Here is an 18261-nt window from a genome sequence, read left to right as displayed (position 1 = left end):
CGGTGGAGCTGCATGACAAAGTCATCGGGCATTATCTGAACATAAAACACTATCAATAAGTTGGAGTCATTACCGAACTTGATAAGTTAACAAAAGGGAATCAGCAACTCGGTAGTGGTGAGTGGTCATTGATTGCTGAATCTATTGATCCCTCAGCGGTGCGCCAATTTATCATCCTGTATAACATTGCGATGCAAAAGCAGCTTACTGCACACCCTGAGCTAGCAAACGATAAAGCAGCCCTGCAAGAAGTGAATGCTGCATTGTTCAAAGAGTATTTACCGTTATTACAAAAAAGTGAGCCAGTTATTAAAGTGCCGGTTAGCTGGAGAAATACTCTCGGAGAACTAAACGCCAATCTGGATCTGAGTATTGATGATCCAGCTAAATCTTCATCATCCACAAACAAAAATATTAAATCGTTCAATTTAAACGTGGCTTTACCGATTAATGTTGTTACAGAAACCGCAAAACAGCTTAATTTATCTGAAGGATTGGATGCTGAAAAAGCTCAGAAGCGGGCAGATAAACAAATCAGCGGGATGATGACATTAGGTCAGATGTTTCAGTTAATCACGATTGACAACAATACCGCCTCGCTGCAGCTGCGTTATACACCGGGTAAAGTTGTTTTTAACGGACAGGAGATGAGCGAAGAAGAATTTATGTCTCGTGCCGGACGTTTTGTTCATTAAAATACTCACTCGCCTCTGCTCATTCAGAGGCGAGTAAAACTTACTTATTCTGACGCTGTGATGACATGAGAGACGTCAGAAGCCGGTCTTTTTCCTGCCACAATGAGTTCAGCCATTGCTGAAAATGGCGCTTAAAGCTTTTGTCATTGATGTAGTCGCCATGTAACTCATCGGCAATAGGCTGTAAATCCACATGTACGACAATCCGCGTCAGTTTACCGCTTAACATATCGAAGAACGGCTGACGGTTATTGTCCGGATAACACAGCGTAACATTAAGCAGTTTATCGAATTGTTTACCCAGTACATTTAGCGCCATCGCAATGCCTGCCGCCTTTGGTGGCAACAAGTTTTGAAAAGTGGAGTGGGTTTGCTGATGTTTTTCTTGCGTGAAACGGGAGCCTTCAACGAAATTGACAATGGTGGTAGGATGCAGGCGAAACTTTTCACAAGAACGCCGAGTGGTTTCAACATCTTTACCACGTCGCTCCGGATGACGTAATAAATAAGCGCGGGAATAACGCTTCATAAACGGCATATCCAGCGCCCAGCATGCCAGGCCAAGAAAAGGCACCCAGGCCAGCTGCTGCTTGAGGAAATATTTATTCATCGGAATGTGCTTACGAAACAGCACGCACAGTACGACAATATCTGCCCAACTACGGTGGTTACAAATAAGCAGATACCAGTTTTTCTTACTTAACCCTTCCAGCCCGTGAACTTCCCATTGCAGGTGTGGGTTCAGATGCAGTAATACCGCCAGACCTTCACACCAGCAATACATCATAAAATCACAAAAACGTGAAACTTTTCGCCATATCATTGGCACAGGTAACAATAGTTTTACGATCCCGGCAATGATGATCGGGACGGAACAAAAAATGGTAACCAAAATGGTCAATACGATACTCAGCAAAAGAGTTATCGTAGCGAGTATTCTCGTCATAATTAATTTATTCAAAAAGTTAGCCATAGACAGTGCGCCAAAGACGCGCAAGGCGCAGATTTTAGCAGAAAACCCCCCAAATAACGGATGATCCTAAAGTAGAAAAATAATTTATATCTATCCACATTAGAAGAAATCCTATTATTTCAATTGTTAGGGCTGGATTTATTTTTAAGCTCATGAAAAACAAAGATAAACATCATGCTGTAAAAAGCATGATAATAAATTAAAAGCGATGTAAATAATTTATGCACAAAGTTATCCACATGACGATTTGCGAGCGATCCAGAAGATCTACAAAAGATTTTCACGAAAAGCGGTGAAAAACTCATGTTTTCATCCTGTCTGTGGCATCCTTTACCCATAATCTGATAAACAGGCACGGACATTATGGTTCAGATCCCCCAAAATCCACTTATCCTTGTAGATGGTTCATCTTATCTTTATCGCGCATATCACGCGTTTCCGCCGCTGACCAACAGCGCAGGCGAGCCGACCGGTGCGATGTACGGTGTCCTCAACATGCTGCGTAGTCTAATCATGCAATATAAACCGACACATGCAGCGGTGGTCTTTGACGCCAAGGGAAAAACCTTTCGTGATGAACTGTTTGAACATTACAAATCACATCGCCCGCCAATGCCGGACGATTTGCGAGCACAAATAGAACCTCTGCACGCGATGGTTAAAGCGATGGGACTGCCGCTGTTGGCGGTTTCTGGCGTAGAAGCGGACGACGTTATCGGCACTCTGGCGCGCGAAGCCGAAAAAGCCGGGCGTCCGGTGCTGATCAGCACTGGCGACAAAGATATGGCGCAGTTGGTGACGCCAAATATTACGCTTATCAATACCATGACAAACACCATCCTCGGCCCGGAAGAGGTGGTGAATAAGTACGGCGTACCGCCAGAACTGATCATTGACTTCCTGGCTCTGATGGGCGACTCCTCCGATAACATCCCTGGCGTACCGGGCGTGGGTGAAAAAACTGCGCAGGCACTGCTGCAGGGGCTTGGCGGGCTGGATACGCTGTATGCCGAGCCGGAAAAAATTGCTGGCCTAAGCTTCCGTGGCGCGAAAACAATGGCGGCGAAGCTAGAGCAAAACAAAGAAGTGGCTTATCTCTCTTACCAGCTGGCGACGATTAAAACCGATGTTGAGCTGGAACTGACCTGTGAACAACTGGAAGTGCAGCAACCGGCGGCTGAAGAGTTGTTGGGGCTGTTCAAAAAGTATGAGTTCAAACGCTGGACTGCTGATGTAGAGGCGGGCAAATGGTTACAGGCCAAAGGGTCTAAACCTGCCGCGAAGCCGCAGGAAACGCTTGTTGTCGACGAAACGCCAGAAGTGGTGGCAACGGTGATTTCTTACGATAACTACGTCACTATCCTTGATGAAGATACGCTGAAAGAATGGATTACGAAGCTGGAAAAAGCGCCGGTATTTGCATTTGATACCGAAACTGACAGCCTCGATAACATCTCTGCCAACCTGGTGGGGTTGTCTTTCGCTATCGAGCCTGGCGTTGCGGCCTATATTCCGGTTGCTCATGATTACCTTGATGCACCGGATCAGATCTCCCGCGCGAGCGCGCTCGAACTGTTGAAACCGCTACTGGAAGATGAAAAGGCGCTGAAGGTCGGGCAAAACCTGAAATACGATCGCGGTATTCTGGCGAACTACGGCATTGAACTGCGTGGGATTGCCTTTGATACCATGCTGGAGTCCTACATTCTCAATAGCGTTGCCGGGCGTCACGATATGGACAGCCTCGCGGAACGTTGGTTGAAGCACAAAACCATCACTTTTGAAGAGATTGCCGGTAAAGGCAAAAATCAACTGACCTTTAACCAGATTGCCCTGGAAGAGGCCGGACGTTACGCCGCCGAAGATGCAGATGTCACCTTGCAGTTGCATCTGAAAATGTGGCCGGATCTGCAGAAACACAAAGGGCCGTTGAACGTCTTCGAGAATATCGAAATGCCGCTGGTGCCGGTGCTTTCACGCATTGAACGTAACGGTGTGAAGATCGACCCGAAAGTGCTGCACAATCATTCTGAAGAGCTCACTCTGCGTCTGGCGGAGCTGGAAAAGAAAGCGCATGAAATTGCAGGTGAGGAATTTAACCTTTCGTCCACCAAGCAATTGCAAACTATTCTTTTTGAAAAACAAGGTATTAAGCCACTGAAAAAAACGCCGGGTGGTGCGCCGTCAACGTCGGAAGAGGTACTGGAAGAACTGGCGCTGGACTATCCGTTGCCAAAAGTGATTCTGGAGTATCGTGGTCTGGCGAAGCTGAAATCAACTTATACCGACAAGCTGCCGTTGATGATCAACCCGAAAACCGGGCGTGTGCATACCTCTTATCACCAGGCAGTAACCGCAACGGGACGTTTATCGTCAACCGACCCTAACCTGCAAAACATTCCGGTGCGTAACGAAGAAGGTCGCCGTATCCGCCAGGCGTTTATTGCGCCGCAGGATTATGTGATTGTCTCAGCGGACTACTCGCAGATTGAACTGCGCATTATGGCGCATCTCTCGCGTGACAAAGGCTTGCTGACCGCATTCGCGGAAGGAAAAGATATCCACCGGGCAACGGCGGCAGAAGTGTTTGGTTTGCCACTGGAAACCGTCACCAGCGAGCAACGCCGTAGCGCGAAAGCAATCAACTTTGGTCTGATTTATGGCATGAGTGCTTTCGGTCTGGCGCGGCAATTGAACATTCCACGTAAAGAAGCGCAGAAGTACATGGATCTTTACTTCGAACGCTACCCTGGCGTGCTGGAGTATATGGAACGCACCCGTGCTCAGGCGAAAGAGCAGGGCTACGTTGAAACGCTGGACGGACGCCGTCTCTATTTGCCGGATATCAAGTCCAGCAACGGCGCGCGTCGTGCTGCGGCTGAACGTGCAGCAATTAACGCGCCGATGCAGGGAACTGCAGCAGACATCATCAAACGGGCGATGATTGCCGTAGATGCATGGTTACAGGCCGAGCAACCGCGTGTGCGTATGATTATGCAGGTACACGATGAACTGGTGTTTGAAGTTCATAAAGATGATCTCGATGCGGTATCAAAGAAAATCCATCAATTGATGGAAAACTGTACCCGTCTGGATGTGCCGTTGCTGGTGGAAGTCGGAAGTGGTGAAAACTGGGATCAAGCGCACTAAGATTCGCCTGAATAAGCTCTTTTTTCGTAAGTAAGCAACATAAGCTGTCACGTTTTGTGATGGCTATTAGAAATTCCTATGCAACAACTGAAAAAAAATTACAAAAAATGCTTTCTGAACTGAACAAAAAAGAGTAAAGTTATTCGCGTAGGGTACAGAGGTAAGATGTTCTATCTTTCAGACCTTTTACTTCACGTAATCGGATTTGGCTGAATTTTTTAGCCGCCCCAGTCAGTAATGACTGGGGCGTTTTTTATTGGGCGAGAGAAAAGATCTGAATTGCCTGGCGCATAACGCTTATCAGGCTTACGGCGTGAGTCGCAATATTTTGAAGTCCCTGGCCAGACAAAGCATTTAAGCTACATCCGGCACCGGGGAAAGAAAAATTATTCGCCGTCCTGATTCTCTTCGATGGGCTGCATTTCGCTAAACCAGGTATCCAGCTTCTGACGCAGCTTATCCACACCTTGTTTCTTCAGCGAAGAGAAGGTCTCTACCTGCACATCACCATTAAATGCCAGCACCGCTTCACGCACCATATTCAATTGCGCTTTACGTGCACCGCTCGCCAGTTTGTCCGCTTTGGTCAGTAGCACCAACACGGCGATATTGCTGTCCACCGCCCACTCAATCATCTGCTGATCGAGATCTTTCAGCGGATGGCGAATATCCATCAGCACCACCAGACCTTGCAGGCTCTGACGTTTTTCGAGGTATTCGCCGAGCGCGCGCTGCCATTTGCGCTTCATCTCTTCCGGGACTTCCGCATAACCGTAGCCAGGCAAGTCAACCAGACGCTTGCCATCAGCCACTTCAAACAGGTTGATAAGCTGGGTGCGCCCTGGTGTTTTCGAGGTACGAGCCAGGCTTTTCTGGTTAGTCAGCGTGTTCAGCGCGCTGGATTTACCTGCGTTGGAACGGCCTGCAAAAGCCACTTCGATTCCGGTATCGGAAGGTAAGTGGCGAATATCAGGCGCACTCATCACAAAATGCGTCTGTTGATAATTCAAATTAGTCAAAGCGGTCGTCTCCGTCAGTCAAAGCTTTTCAGCGATTATACCTGAACCACAATAAAAGACGGATTTTTCGGGGGGCATGGTGTAAGTAAAAGCCACATGCTTTGTGAGACATTGCCGATCATCTTTATGCGAAATCGAAGAGAAAAATCTGCGATGCATGTCAAATAGGTCAAAGAAATCATGTGATTAGTTTTATACAATAATCTGAAAATGAGAAAATACTGATGATAGTTTATTGTTTGTTTAGCGCAGAAGCGTAAAGTAGCACCCATAGAGCGAGGACGCTAACAGGAAGATGACTCAGGATGAGGGTCAGGAGCGCCAGGAGGCGAAGACAGAGGATTGTCAGGAAGACAAACGTCCGGAGACGTAATTAAACGGAAATGGAATCAACACGGAATGTTCTGGCTAATGGAAAAACAGGGTGTGTTGGCGGCCTGCAAGGATTGTAAGACCCGTTAAGGGTTATGAGTCAGGAAAAAAGGCGACAGAGTAATCTGTCGCCTTTTTTCTTTGCTTGCTTTCTGTTAGATTCCGCCGCAAATCTATACTGAATAAAACGGCAAAAAGACGAATCATTATGAAATCATCATCTTCAAACTCACGCAGCAAAGGTCACGCAAAAGCGCGTCGAAAAACACGCGAGGAGCTGGATCAGGAGGCTCGTGACCGCAAGCGCCAGAAAAAACGTCGTGGTCATGCGCCGGGCAGCCGCGCAGCGGGCGGTAAAACGACATCAGGCAACAAAGGCCAGAACGCACCGAAAGATCCACGCATTGGTAGTAAAACCCCTATTCCATTGGGCGTGACTGAAAAAGTCACCAAACAGCACAAACCGAAGAGTGAGAAACCTATGCTTTCACCGCAGGCGGAGTTGGAGTTACTGGAAACGGATGAGCGTCTGGATGCGCTGCTGGAACGTCTGGAAGCAGGCGAAACCCTGAGCGCCGAAGAGCAATCTTGGGTTGATGCCAAACTGGATCGTATTGATGAGTTGATGCAGAAACTCGGCCTCTCTTATGACGACGATGAAGAAGAGGAAGAAGACGAGAAGCAAGAAGACATGATGCGTCTGCTGCGGGGCAACTAACGGATTGCCACCGTGGGCCTTCCCGTTCTGCTGATAACCCTTCCGGTTATATGTTATCTGGTGTGGTTATTCGTTAAACTACGGCGGTTGTCGCGGCGACAAAAGTGGCTGCGCAACCGGCTGATGACCCGAAACGGGCATCCGCCGGTACGCCGTAGCCGCCAGAGACGCCATCGGAAGGAGTGAGTATGTCTGTACAGCAAATCGACTGGGATCTGGCCCTGATCCAGAAATATAACTATTCCGGGCCACGATACACCTCGTACCCGACCGCGCTGGAGTTTTCAGAAGACTTCGGCGAACAGGCGTTTTTACAAGCCGTGGCGCGCTACCCTGAGCGTCCATTATCTCTCTACGTTCATATCCCGTTCTGCCATAAGCTTTGCTACTTCTGTGGTTGCAATAAGATTGTTACACGCCAGCAGCACAAGGCCGATCAGTATCTGGACGCGCTGGAGCAAGAAATCGTTCATCGTGCACCGCTGTTTGCCGGGCGTCACGTTAGTCAGTTGCACTGGGGGGGCGGTACGCCGACGTACCTGAATAAAGCGCAAATCAGCCGCCTGATGAAGCTGCTGCGGGAAAACTTCCAGTTTAATGCCGACGCGGAAATCTCGATCGAAGTCGATCCGCGTGAAATCGAACTGGATGTACTCGATCATTTACGTTCCGAAGGATTTAATCGCCTGAGCATGGGCGTGCAGGACTTCAACAAAGAAGTACAGCGTCTGGTCAATCGCGAGCAGGATGAAGAATTCATCTTTGCGCTGCTTAACCATGCGCGTGAGATTGGCTTTACCTCCACCAACATTGACCTGATTTACGGCCTGCCGAAACAGACGCCGGAGAGTTTCGCCTTTACCCTGAAACGCGTGGCGGAGCTGAACCCCGATCGTCTGAGCGTCTTTAACTACGCGCATCTGCCGACCATTTTTGCTGCTCAGCGTAAAATCAAAGATACTGACCTGCCGAGTCCGCAGCAGAAACTCGATATCCTGCAGGAAACCATCGCTTTCCTGACGCAATCGGGTTATCAGTTTATTGGTATGGATCACTTTGCCCGCCCGGATGACGAGCTGGCTGTGGCTCAGCGTGAAGGCGTGCTACATCGTAATTTCCAGGGCTACACCACTCAGGGGGATACCGACCTGCTGGGGATGGGCGTTTCAGCCATCAGCATGATTGGCGACTGCTACGCGCAAAACCAGAAAGAGTTGAAGCAGTACTATCAGCAGGTGGATGAACAGGGTAATGCGCTGTGGCGCGGTATTGCGTTAACGCGCGATGACTGTATTCGCCGCGATGTGATTAAGTCTCTTATCTGCAATTTCCGTCTGGATTACGCCCCCGTTGAACAACAGTGGGATTTGCACTTCGCTGATTACTTTGCGGAAGATCTCAAGCTTCTCGCCCCGTTAGCAAAAGATGGGCTGGTGGATGTCAATGAGAAGGGGATTCAGGTGACGGCAAAAGGCCGCTTGCTGATCCGCAACATCTGCATGTGCTTTGATACTTATCTGCGCCAGAAAGCGCGGATGCAGCAGTTCTCACGGGTGATTTAAATTGTGAATGGCGCTTCGTTTATAAGGATGATAAACGAAGCGCCATGAGATTGATGACAAACCTCACAAAAGAATGCGAACTGTCCCCTCGCCCCATTGGGGAGAGGGTTAGGGTGAGGGGAACATGCCGGCATCGATGCGAACAATGACCCTCACTCTGGCCCTCTTGCCTTCCAGGGAGACGATCAGGCTCGCATTGGCTACTCAGCAGTCTATAACGAGCTTCAGCTAAACAGCCCAATCATCGCGACACACAGGATGGCCGCAACGGCAGTTTGCGGTGTGTGGCTATCAACTGCGCCACTCGATACCAGATTAATTATTGATTCCAGCATAATGACTTCCCCCGTATTCCGGGCAAGATCATACTGAACTTATCAGAACAGTAAAGCGCAAAATAACAGCAATTTGCGCTCAATAATCAATCTTTACACACCAGCCGTGAATCACTCCATCCCCAACTCTTTTAACTTACGTGTCAGGGTGTTACGTCCCCAACCAAGCAGTCGCGCTGCTTCTTGTTTATGCCCCTGCGTATGTCGCAAAGCAGTAGTTAGTAACGTCCGCTCCAGCTCTGGCTGCGCTTCAGAAAGTAGGTTTTGATGACCGGAACGCAGCGCCCGATCTGCCCACTGCGCTAACAACGTTGCCCAACTGTCCGGTTGCATAGTGGAAGGACTTTCCGGAACCGTAGATTCAAACAGTTCGCCGGGCAAATCCTGAATCAACACTTCCTGTCCGGCGGCCATCACCGTTAACCAGCGGCAGGTGTTTTCCAGTTGGCGCACGTTCCCCGGCCATGCCAGACGCGTCAGGGCGGCTTCGGTTTCCGGATGCAGCAACTTCGCTTCTACGCCCAGTTCGCGCGCGGCAACCTGTAAAAAATGGCGTGCCAGGCGGGGAATATCTTCCCGACGCTCACGCAGTGGCGGCAGATGAACGCGGATAACGTTCAGGCGGTGGAAAAGATCCTCACGGAACTTGCCTTCCTGCACGCGCAGTTCCAGGTTCTGGTGAGTCGCGGCAATAATACGCACATCCACTTTCACCGGCGCATAGCCGCCAACGCGATAAAACTGACCGTCTGCCAGCACGCGCAGCAAACGCGTCTGCACATCCAGCGGCATATCGCCAATTTCGTCGAGAAATAACGTGCCGCCATCGGCCTGTTCAAAACGCCCCTGGCGAATAGTATTCGCGCCAGTAAACGCGCCTTTCTCGTGACCGAACAGTTCTGATTCGATCAAATCTTTTGGGATAGCCGCCATATTCAGCGCGATAAACGGCGCTTTGGCACGCGGACTGTGGCGATGCAGGGCATGAGCGACCAGCTCTTTACCGGTGCCGGACTCGCCGTTAATCAGCACACTAATGGAAGAACGCGAAAGCCGACCGATAATACGGAACACGTCCTGCATGGCTGGCGCTTCGCCGATGATATCGGTCGTCGGGCCGTTAAGCTGAATATTACGCGGCTGCTGCTGTTCCTGGTAATGGCTGATGGCGCGCTCAACCAGCGCCACGGCTTCGTCGATATCAAACGGTTTGGGCAGATAATCAAACGCCCCTTGTTGATAGGCGCTGACGGCAGCATCCAGATCGGAATGTGCGGTCATGATGATGACCGGAAGCATCGGATGGCGCTGTTTAATCTGCTTGAGCAGTGCCAGTCCGTCCATTCCCGGCATACGGATATCTGAAAGCAGCACATCCGGCGTTTTACTCGCCAGTGCATCCAGCACTTCGGTGCCGCTCTCAAATGTCGTGCAGGTTAGACCCGCTCCAGCGAGCGCACGTTCAAGCACCCAACGGATGGAACTATCGTCATCGACTACCCAGACTATCCCTCGTTGCATAAACGTCACCTTTATTTCCTGATAGGCAGGTAAACCGAGAACTCGGTATGACCTGGCCAACTGGTAAATTCAATTTTGCCTGAATGCTGATCAATCAAATTACGGGCGATGGATAAGCCAAGCCCGGTGCCGCCTTCGCGACCGCTGACCATCGGGTAAAACAGCGTATCCTGTAAGTGAGGCGGGATACCCGGCCCGTTATCTTCCACATCGATCCGCGCTGCCAGCCGATAACGCTCACCGTGCAAGGTCAGCTGGAAAGCCGTGCGGGTACGCAGAATAATTTCGCCGCCTTCCGGCCCCAGCGCCTGTAGCGCATTACGCACAATATTCAGTAATACCTGTTCAATTTGATCCGGATCGTGCGCCAGTTCCGGCAGGCTGGGGTCGTAATCACGAATCAACCGCACGTTATCAGGCAGTTCCATCGACACCAGCGTCACCACGCGTTCAGCCACTTTGTGAATACTTTCGGTAACGCGCGTACCGGGCAGCTGCGGCCCCAACAGACGGTCGACCAGATTTCGCAGCCGGTCCGCCTGTTCGATAATCACTTTGGTATATTCCAGCAGTGACGGGTCAGGTAATGCTTTGCTGAGCAGCTGCGCCGCGCCACGTAAACCGCCAAGCGGATTTTTAATCTCATGTGCCAGGCCGCGCACTAAATCACGGGCAGCTACCTGCTGGGCGTGCTGTAGCTGTTCCTGACTTAAGCGGCGCTGGTTATCCATCGGGGCCATCTCCAACAGGATCATGCCGTCCGGCATACGCTGGGCCGTCACAGAAAGGATATGCGAGCGCCCGTCGATCACCAGCGTCACTTCGTTATCGGTAAAACCTTGCCCCGCCTCCAGACTTTCTTGCATCAGCTCGATATTTAATGAGAAGTAGCTCAACAGTTCCGGTAACGGCGTACCAAACAATTTGCGGGAGCTTTGGGCGAGCAGTTGTTGCGCAGCGGGGTTGGCGTAATGAATCGCCAGGTTGTCATCGATTAACAAAATACTGTTAATCAGCGAGTTGAGGATCTGCCCAGCATCGGGCTGCGTGCCTGTTGCCATAAAGCAGTCTCCTGAACAGGTTGCACCATTTTAGTGCATTATAGCTTTTTACGGATAAAAAGCGCGAAGCATCAGAGAATTGACGGAGAAAAAAGCCCATGCAGAGATGGGCTGAAATTTCCACGGCAACTAAAAACCAGTCCCATCAGGCTATTTTATTTGCCATTTTGAACCTGGGCAGTGCTCGAACTCCTCACGTACCGATGTACGCTCGGGGTTCTGCGCGCTGTCCGTGTTCAAACTGGCTGCAACAATTACGCCAGATGGGCCTGGTTTGAACCCCCGGCGTTGTTCGCGCCGGGTAGTACAACTTCAACTATTAGACGCTGTAGTACAGTTCAAACTCTACCGGATGCGGAGTCATACGCACGCGGTCATCTTCTTCGCGACGCAGGGCGATGTACGCATCGATTGCTTCATCAGTGAACACGCCACCGGCTTTCAGGAACTCGCGATCCAGATCCAGTTCGTTCAGTGCTTCTTCCAGAGAGCCTGCAACCTGTGGGATCTCTTTCGCTTCTTCTGGCGGCAGGTCATACAGGTTTTTGTCCATGGCTTCGCCCGGATGGATCTTGTTCTTGATACCATCAAGACCGGCCATCAGCAGGGCAGCAAAGCACAGGTACGGGTTAGCCGCCGGGTCCGGGAAACGTACTTCGATACGACGTGCTTTCGGAGAAGAAACCACCGGAATACGGATAGACGCAGAACGGTTACGTGCAGAGTAAGCCAGCATTACCGGTGCTTCGTAGCCCGGGACCAGACGCTTATAAGAGTTGGTGGTCGGGTTTGCCAGGGCGTTAATCGCTTTAGCGTGTTTGATTACGCCGCCAATGTAGTACAGCGCCTGCTCAGACAGACCTGCATATTTATCGCCTGCGAACAGGTTAACGCCGTTTTTAGATAGCGACATGTGGCAGTGCATACCGGAGCCGTTATCACCAAACATCGGTTTTGGCATAAAGGTCGCGGTTTTACCGAAGCGGTGCGCTACGTTGTGCACAACATATTTGTAGATCTGAATTTCGTCAGCTTTTTTGGTCATGGTATTGAAGCGGGTAGCCACTTCGTTCTGACCAGCAGTCGCTACTTCGTGGTGATGGGCTTCAACCACCAGACCCATCTGTTCCATCACCAGACACATTTCAGAACGAATATCCTGAGCAGAGTCTACCGGTGGAACCGGGAAGTAACCGCCTTTCACTGCCGGACGGTGACCTTTGTTACCACCTTCGTATTGGGTGGAGGAGTTCCATGCGCCTTCGATATCGTCGATAGCAACGTGGGAACCGGAGATAGATGATCCGAAACGGATGTCATCGAACAGGAAGAATTCAGGTTCTGGCCCGAACAGTACGGTGTCGGCAATGCCAGTGGAACGCAGGTAATCTTCGGCGCGCTTCGCAATAGAGCGCGGGTCGCGGTCATAGCCTTGCAGGGTGCCAGGTTCAAGGATATCGCAACGGATAATCAGGGTAGAGTCGGCGAAGAACGGGTCAATCACTGCGGTGGATGCGTCTGGCATCAGCACCATGTCGGATTCGTTAATGCCTTTCCAGCCGCCAATCGAGGAGCCGTCAAACATTTTGCCTTCTTCGAAGAATTCAGCATTCACCTGATGAGCAGGGATAGTGACGTGCTGTTCTTTACCTTTGGTATCGGTGAAGCGCAAATCAACAAACTTCACTTCGTGCTCGTTCAGCATCGTCAGTACGTGTTCAGCGGACATACTTTAACTCTCCTGGATTGGTCATTGTCGTCGTGGTAACGAAATCTGCAATTATTTTGGCCGTGTCGCCGTAAAAAAGATAAAGCGAAATCTGTGCCAACTTTTAAATTGCCCCTAAAAGGCGTTATCATGCTTAACATCGTGCAAAAGGGCTGCACCATGATGTGAATGTTGCACCAATAGAGTGCTTCAATGGAAACATTAAGCACCATATTGGTGCAATGATCTTTGGATAACCCTTTTTATGCTCCGTGAAAGCGATCACAAAGGGACTCTGCAATACTTGTTTGCGGAGGATGTTTGTGATCCTGTTTTGTAGTGCGATTAATCCGTGTACAATAACGCGCTATTTCTAATGCCTGAGGCAAAGTTGTGATCGAAAAATTGCGTAATATCGCCATCATCGCGCACGTCGACCATGGTAAAACCACCCTGGTAGACAAGCTGCTCCAACAATCCGGTACGTTCGACTCTCGTGCCGAAACCCAAGAGCGCGTGATGGACTCCAACGATTTGGAGAAAGAGCGTGGGATTACCATCCTCGCGAAAAACACCGCTATCAAATGGAATGATTACCGTATCAACATCGTTGATACCCCGGGGCACGCCGACTTCGGTGGTGAAGTTGAACGTGTAATGTCCATGGTAGACTCAGTGCTGCTGGTGGTTGACGCATTTGACGGCCCGATGCCGCAAACACGCTTCGTAACCAAAAAAGCGTTTGCTTACGGCCTGAAGCCGATTGTTGTTATCAACAAAGTTGACCGCCCTGGCGCGCGTCCTGACTGGGTTGTGGATCAGGTATTCGACCTGTTCGTTAACCTTGACGCGACCGATGAGCAGCTGGACTTCCCGATCGTTTACGCTTCTGCGCTGAACGGCATCGCGGGTCTGGATCACGAAGATATGGCGGAAGACATGACCCCGCTGTATCAGGCGATTGTTGACCACGTTCCTGCGCCGGACGTTGACCTTGACGGTCCGTTCCAGATGCAGATTTCTCAGCTCGATTACAACAGCTATGTTGGCGTTATCGGCATTGGCCGCATCAAGCGCGGTAAAGTGAAGCCGAACCAGCAGGTTACTATCATCGATAGCGAAGGCAAAACCCGTAACGCGAAAGTCGGTAAAGTGCTGGGCCACCTCGGTCTGGAGCGTATCGAAACCGATATGGCGGAAGCTGGCGATATCGTGGCGATCACGGGCCTTGGCGAACTGAACATTTCTGACACCGTTTGCGACACGCAAAACGTTGAAGCATTGCCGGCACTCTCCGTTGATGAGCCGACCGTTTCTATGTTCTTCTGCGTTAACACCTCGCCGTTCTGCGGTAAAGAAGGTAAGTTCGTTACTTCCCGTCAGATCCTGGATCGTCTGAACAAAGAACTGGTACACAACGTTGCGCTGCGCGTAGAAGAAACCGAAGACGCCGATGCGTTCCGCGTTTCTGGTCGTGGCGAACTGCACCTGTCTGTTCTTATCGAGAACATGCGTCGTGAAGGTTTCGAACTGGCGGTATCCCGTCCGAAAGTTATCTTCCGTGAAATCGACGGTCGTAAACAAGAGCCGTTCGAAAACGTGACTCTGGATGTTGAAGAACAGCATCAGGGTTCTGTAATGCAGGCGCTGGGCGAGCGTAAAGGCGAGCTGAAAAACATGAATCCAGACGGTAAAGGCCGCGTACGTCTTGACTACGTGATCCCAAGCCGTGGTCTGATTGGCTTCCGTTCTGAGTTCATGACCATGACTTCTGGTACAGGTCTGCTGTACTCCACCTTCAGCCACTACGACGATGTGCGTCCGGGCGAAGTGGGTCAGCGTCAGAACGGCGTACTGATCTCTAACGGTCAGGGTAAAGCGGTAGCGTTCGCGCTGTTCGGTCTGCAGGATCGCGGTAAGCTGTTCCTCGGTCACGGTGCAGAAGTTTACGAAGGTCAGATCATCGGTATTCACAGCCGTTCTAACGACCTGACTGTAAACTGCCTGACCGGTAAGAAACTGACCAACATGCGTGCTTCCGGTACTGACGAAGCCGTTGTTCTGGTTCCACCAATCCGCATGACTCTGGAACAAGCTCTGGAGTTCATTGATGATGACGAACTGGTAGAAGTTACTCCGACCTCTATCCGTATTCGTAAACGTCACCTGACGGAAAACGATCGTCGCCGCGCGAACCGTGGCCCGAAAGAAGATTAATTTTTCTTTTTAGTCGTGAAAAACCTGCCAGAGATGGCAGGTTTTTTTTTACCTGTCGTGAGCGCACACCAATGCGAGTATCTCCCTTATAAGTCTGTGATTACGTCAATAGAGAGCTTTGTCACAATTATCTGCAAAGTCATACGCCGTTAATTGCTTTCTTTTTTGGCGTAAGCGTAAGATGCTTCATCTGGTTTAAACCAAAAGGATTAAACAATGGCGGAGAATCAATCCACCGTAGAAAATGCAAAAGAGAAACTGGATCGGTGGTTGAAAGATGGCATCACCACGCCGGGTGGAAAACTCCCTTCAGAAAGAGAGCTGGGAGAACTGCTGGGCATTAAACGTATGACGCTGCGCCAGGCGTTGTTGAACCTCGAGGCAGAATCAAAAATCTTCCGTAAAGATCGTAAGGGGTGGTTCGTGACCCAGCCGCGATTTAATTACAGTCCGGAGCTGTCGGCGAGCTTTCAGCGGGCCGCAATTGAGCAAGGGCGAGAGCCTTCCTGGGGGTTTACCGAGAAAAACCGTACCAGCGATATTCCCGAGACGCTCGCGCCACTGATTGCAGTGACGCCATCAACTGAACTCTATCGCATCACCGGCTGGGGGGCGCTGGAAGGACATAAAGTTTTCTATCACGAAACATATATTAATCCTGAAGTTGCTCCGGGTTTTATTGAACAACTTGAAAACCACTCATTTTCTGCAGTCTGGGAAAAGTGCTACCAAAAAGAGACGGTAGTAAAAAAATTGATTTTCAAACCCGTCAGAATGCCGGGCGATATCAGCAAGTATCTTGGCGGTTCTGCGGGTATGCCTGCGATCTTAATTGAAAAGCATCGCGCCGACCAGCAAGGCAATATTGTCCAGATAGATATTGAATATTGGCGATTTGAGGCCGTAGACCTCATCATTAATCTGTAGGTGTTTTATGGTGACAATAAATAACGCAAGAAAGATTCTACAACGTGTCGACACTCTTCCTCTTTATTTACATGCTTATGCCTTTCATTTAAATATGCGGCTGGAAAGAGTGTTGCCTGCTGATTTACTTGATATCGCAAGTGAAAATAATCTACGTGGCGTCAAAATCCATGTTCTGGATGGCGAGCGTTTTTCTCTTGGTAATATGGACGATAAAGAACTCTCTGCCTTTGGGGATAAAGCCCGGCGTCTGAACCTTGATATTCATATTGAAACCAGTGCCTCAGATAAAAAATCTATTGACGAAGCCGTCGCCATCGCGTTGAAAACTGGGGCATCCTCCGTACGTTTTTATCCGCGTTATGAAGGTAATTTGCGCGACGTATTATCGATTATCGCTAACGACATTGCCTATGTACGGGAAACGTATCAGGACAGCGGCCTGACTTTTACGATCGAGCAGCATGAAGATTTAAAAAGTCATGAGCTGGTGTCGCTGGTCAAAGAAAGTGAGATGGAGTCTCTTTCCTTACTGTTTGATTTTGCGAACATGATCAATGCAAATGAGCATCCCATCGACGCTTTAAAAACGATGGCACCGCATATTACCCAGGTCCATATCAAAGATGCCTTGATCGTTAAAGAACAGGGTGGCCTGGGTCATAAAGCCTGTATTTCAGGTCAGGGGGATATGCCCTTCAAAGCGTTATTAACGCACCTTATCTGCCTGGGTGATGATGAGCCGCAGGTGACGGCATATGGCCTGGAAGAAGAGGTTGATTATTATGCGCCGGCGTTCCGCTTTGAAGACGAAGATGATAATCCGTGGATCCCTTATCGCCAGATGAGTGAAACACCCCTACCAGAAAATCATTTACTGGATGCGCGGTTACGTAAAGAAAAAGAAGATGCAATTAATCAGATAAATCATGTGCGTAACGTACTACAACAAATCAAACAAGAGGCAAACCATCTTCTGAACCACTAATAAGTTTTAACTCATACGCAGTTAATAAAACCATTCCATATGAATGGTCGGTATCTTATTGCCTTTAAAACAGTGATTTTAAAAATCGCTTAGGGGATGTTATGCTCACGAAAAAGAAATGGGCGTTATTTAGTCTATTAACACTGTGTGGCGGTACAATTTATAAATTACCGTCGCTGAAAGATGCGTTTTATATCCCGATGCAGGAATATTTCCATTTGACCAATGGTCAAATTGGTAATGCTATGTCGGTAAACTCATTTGTCACCACAGTGGGCTTTTTTCTGTCTATTTATTTTGCCGATAAACTACCGCGCAGATACACCATGTCACTCTCACTCATTGCGACAGGATTACTGGGTGTTTATTTGACGACAATGCCGGGGTATTGGGGCATCCTCTTTGTCTGGGCGCTATTTGGCGTTACTTGCGACATGATGAACTGGCCGGTCTTGCTCAAGTCGGTAAGTCGATTGGGCAATAGCGAACAACAAGGTCGGTTGTTTGGCTTCTTCGAAACAGGGCGTGGCATTGTCGATACCGTGGTGGCATTTTCTGCGTTGGCAGTATTTACCTGGTTTGGCAGTGGCTTATTGGGTTTTAAAGCAGGCATCTGGTTCTATTCCCTTATTGTGATTGCCGTAGGCATTATTATTTTCTTTGTCCTGAATGACAAAGAAGAGGCACCGTCCGTTGAGGTGAAAAAAGAAGACGGAGCATCGCAAAACACCAGTATGACCTCGGTGCTGAGAGACAAAACCATCTGGCTTATCGCTTTCAACGTCTTCTTCGTTTACGCGGTTTACTGTGGCCTGACATTCTTCATTCCATTCCTGAAAAACATCTATCTATTGCCCGTTGCGCTGGTGGGGGCTTACGGCATCATTAACCAATATTGTCTGAAAATGATTGGAGGACCGATTGGTGGCATGATTTCAGGGTAATGACTCTAACTTATTGATAGTGTTTTATGTTCAGATAATGCCCGATGACTTTGTCATGCAGCTCCACCGAT

The 18261-nt window shown here is 49.5% G+C and carries 14 protein-coding genes and 3 pseudogenes; 10 read left to right on the top strand and 7 right to left on the bottom strand.

The genetic code is table 11. The features are described 5' to 3' along the window. Positions 1-2: 2 nt before the first annotated feature. Together FC814_RS23650 and FC814_RS20060 are read left to right on the top strand one after the other, a co-directional pair. On the top strand, positions 3-59 hold the full coding sequence (locus tag FC814_RS23650; RefSeq protein WP_003032489.1) for an IS1 family transposase: 57 nt from the start codon (positions 3-5) through the stop codon (positions 57-59). A 15-nt stretch (positions 60-74) separates the two neighbouring features. Continuing rightward, positions 75-695, top strand: a pseudogene (locus FC814_RS20060) (DUF945 family protein); the annotation flags it as partial. 40 nt (positions 696-735) lie between these two features. Here the strand turns inward: FC814_RS20060 and FC814_RS20055 are convergent. Beyond that, positions 736-1668, bottom strand: coding sequence for an acyltransferase (locus FC814_RS20055; protein ID WP_137326367.1), 933 nt, complete (start codon positions 1666-1668; stop codon positions 736-738). Between the two features lie 363 nt (positions 1669-2031). Between FC814_RS20055 and polA the strand changes: the two genes are divergently transcribed. Continuing rightward, positions 2032-4818: a DNA polymerase I gene (gene polA / locus FC814_RS20045; RefSeq protein WP_137326366.1), complete on the top strand. Its 2787-nt coding sequence runs from the start codon at positions 2032-2034 to the stop codon at positions 4816-4818. Positions 4819-5204: 386 nt separating this feature from the next. On the opposite strand, the gene yihA is transcribed toward polA, so the two are convergent. Next, on the bottom strand, positions 5205-5837 hold the full coding sequence (gene yihA, locus FC814_RS20040; protein WP_000183347.1) for a ribosome biogenesis GTP-binding protein YihA/YsxC: 633 nt from the start codon (positions 5835-5837) through the stop codon (positions 5205-5207). 269 nt (positions 5838-6106) lie between these two features. Between yihA and FC814_RS20035 the strand changes: the two are divergent. The 3 genes and pseudogenes from FC814_RS20035 to hemN form a co-directional block, all read left to right on the top strand. Next, positions 6107-6299, top strand: a pseudogene (locus tag FC814_RS20035) (hypothetical protein); the annotation flags it as partial. A gap of 118 nt (positions 6300-6417) precedes the next feature. Next, the gene (gene yihI, locus FC814_RS20030) at positions 6418-6927 is read left to right on the top strand and encodes a Der GTPase-activating protein YihI (protein WP_024212657.1); all 510 of its coding nucleotides are present in this window, start codon (positions 6418-6420) and stop codon (positions 6925-6927) included. Positions 6928-7115: 188 nt separating this feature from the next. After that, a complete protein-coding gene (gene hemN / locus FC814_RS20025; RefSeq protein WP_032227015.1) occupies positions 7116-8489 on the top strand; it encodes an oxygen-independent coproporphyrinogen III oxidase in 1374 nt (457 codons plus the stop codon). 224 nt (positions 8490-8713) lie between these two features. On the opposite strand, the gene FC814_RS20020 is transcribed toward hemN, so the two are convergent. The 4 genes from FC814_RS20020 to glnA form a co-directional block, all read right to left on the bottom strand. Next, positions 8714-8824, bottom strand: a complete 111-nt coding sequence (locus FC814_RS20020) for a YshB family small membrane protein (protein ID WP_000893993.1) — start codon at positions 8822-8824, stop codon at positions 8714-8716. Between the two features lie 111 nt (positions 8825-8935). Next, positions 8936-10345, bottom strand: coding sequence for a nitrogen regulation protein NR(I) (gene glnG, locus FC814_RS20015; RefSeq protein ID WP_024212658.1), 1410 nt, complete (start codon positions 10343-10345; stop codon positions 8936-8938). Between the two features lie 11 nt (positions 10346-10356). Continuing rightward, positions 10357-11406, bottom strand: coding sequence for a nitrogen regulation protein NR(II) (gene glnL, locus FC814_RS20010; RefSeq protein WP_000190577.1), 1050 nt, complete (start codon positions 11404-11406; stop codon positions 10357-10359). 319 nt (positions 11407-11725) lie between these two features. Further along, on the bottom strand, positions 11726-13135 hold the full coding sequence (gene glnA, locus FC814_RS20005) for a glutamate--ammonia ligase (protein ID WP_001271717.1): 1410 nt from the start codon (positions 13133-13135) through the stop codon (positions 11726-11728). Between the two features lie 372 nt (positions 13136-13507). On the opposite strand from glnA, the gene typA reads away from it, so the two are divergent. From typA to FC814_RS19985, 4 genes and pseudogenes are all read left to right on the top strand, one after another. Further along, positions 13508-15331, top strand: coding sequence for a ribosome-dependent GTPase TypA (gene typA, locus FC814_RS20000; RefSeq protein WP_000570674.1), 1824 nt, complete (start codon positions 13508-13510; stop codon positions 15329-15331). Between the two features lie 216 nt (positions 15332-15547). Continuing rightward, positions 15548-16258, top strand: coding sequence for a GntR family transcriptional regulator (locus FC814_RS19995; RefSeq protein WP_000829798.1), 711 nt, complete (start codon positions 15548-15550; stop codon positions 16256-16258). A gap of 7 nt (positions 16259-16265) precedes the next feature. After that, positions 16266-17246 carry a sugar phosphate isomerase/epimerase gene (locus FC814_RS19990; protein ID WP_000256413.1) on the top strand — a complete coding sequence of 327 codons (981 nt, stop codon included), beginning with the start codon at positions 16266-16268 and terminating at the stop codon, positions 17244-17246. Positions 17247-17347: 101 nt separating this feature from the next. Beyond that, positions 17348-18184, top strand: a pseudogene (locus tag FC814_RS19985) (MFS transporter); the annotation flags it as partial. 16 nt (positions 18185-18200) lie between these two features. On the opposite strand, the gene FC814_RS23645 reads toward FC814_RS19985, so the two are convergent. After that, on the bottom strand, positions 18201-18261 hold a 61-nt coding region (locus FC814_RS23645; RefSeq protein ID WP_071528444.1), incomplete at its 5' end, for an IS1 family transposase.

The sequence above is a fragment of the Escherichia sp. MR genome (assembly GCF_005280595.1).
In the GTDB taxonomy this organism is placed as follows: domain Bacteria; phylum Pseudomonadota; class Gammaproteobacteria; order Enterobacterales; family Enterobacteriaceae; genus Escherichia; species Escherichia ruysiae.
Note: the sequence above shows the minus strand (reverse complement) of the source record. Positions and strands in the feature narration are given on the sequence as shown.

Bases quoted from the DNA above. Each gene is read 5' to 3' on its own strand.
- FC814_RS20055 (WP_137326367.1), bottom strand. From the start codon at position 1,668: ATGGCTAACTTTTTGAATAAATTAATTATGACGAGAATACTCGCTACG.
- polA (WP_137326366.1), top strand. From the start codon at position 2,032: ATGGTTCAGATCCCCCAAAATCCACTTATCCTTGTAGATGGTTCATCT.
- yihI (WP_024212657.1), top strand. From the start codon at position 6,418: ATGAAATCATCATCTTCAAACTCACGCAGCAAAGGTCACGCAAAAGCG.
- hemN (WP_032227015.1), top strand. From the start codon at position 7,116: ATGTCTGTACAGCAAATCGACTGGGATCTGGCCCTGATCCAGAAATAT.
- FC814_RS20020 (WP_000893993.1), bottom strand. From the start codon at position 8,824: ATGCTGGAATCAATAATTAATCTGGTATCGAGTGGCGCAGTTGATAGC.
- glnG (WP_024212658.1), bottom strand. From the start codon at position 10,345: ATGCAACGAGGGATAGTCTGGGTAGTCGATGACGATAGTTCCATCCGT.
- glnL (WP_000190577.1), bottom strand. From the start codon at position 11,406: ATGGCAACAGGCACGCAGCCCGATGCTGGGCAGATCCTCAACTCGCTG.
- glnA (WP_001271717.1), bottom strand. From the start codon at position 13,135: ATGTCCGCTGAACACGTACTGACGATGCTGAACGAGCACGAAGTGAAG.
- FC814_RS19995 (WP_000829798.1), top strand. From the start codon at position 15,548: ATGGCGGAGAATCAATCCACCGTAGAAAATGCAAAAGAGAAACTGGAT.
- FC814_RS19990 (WP_000256413.1), top strand. From the start codon at position 16,266: ATGGTGACAATAAATAACGCAAGAAAGATTCTACAACGTGTCGACACT.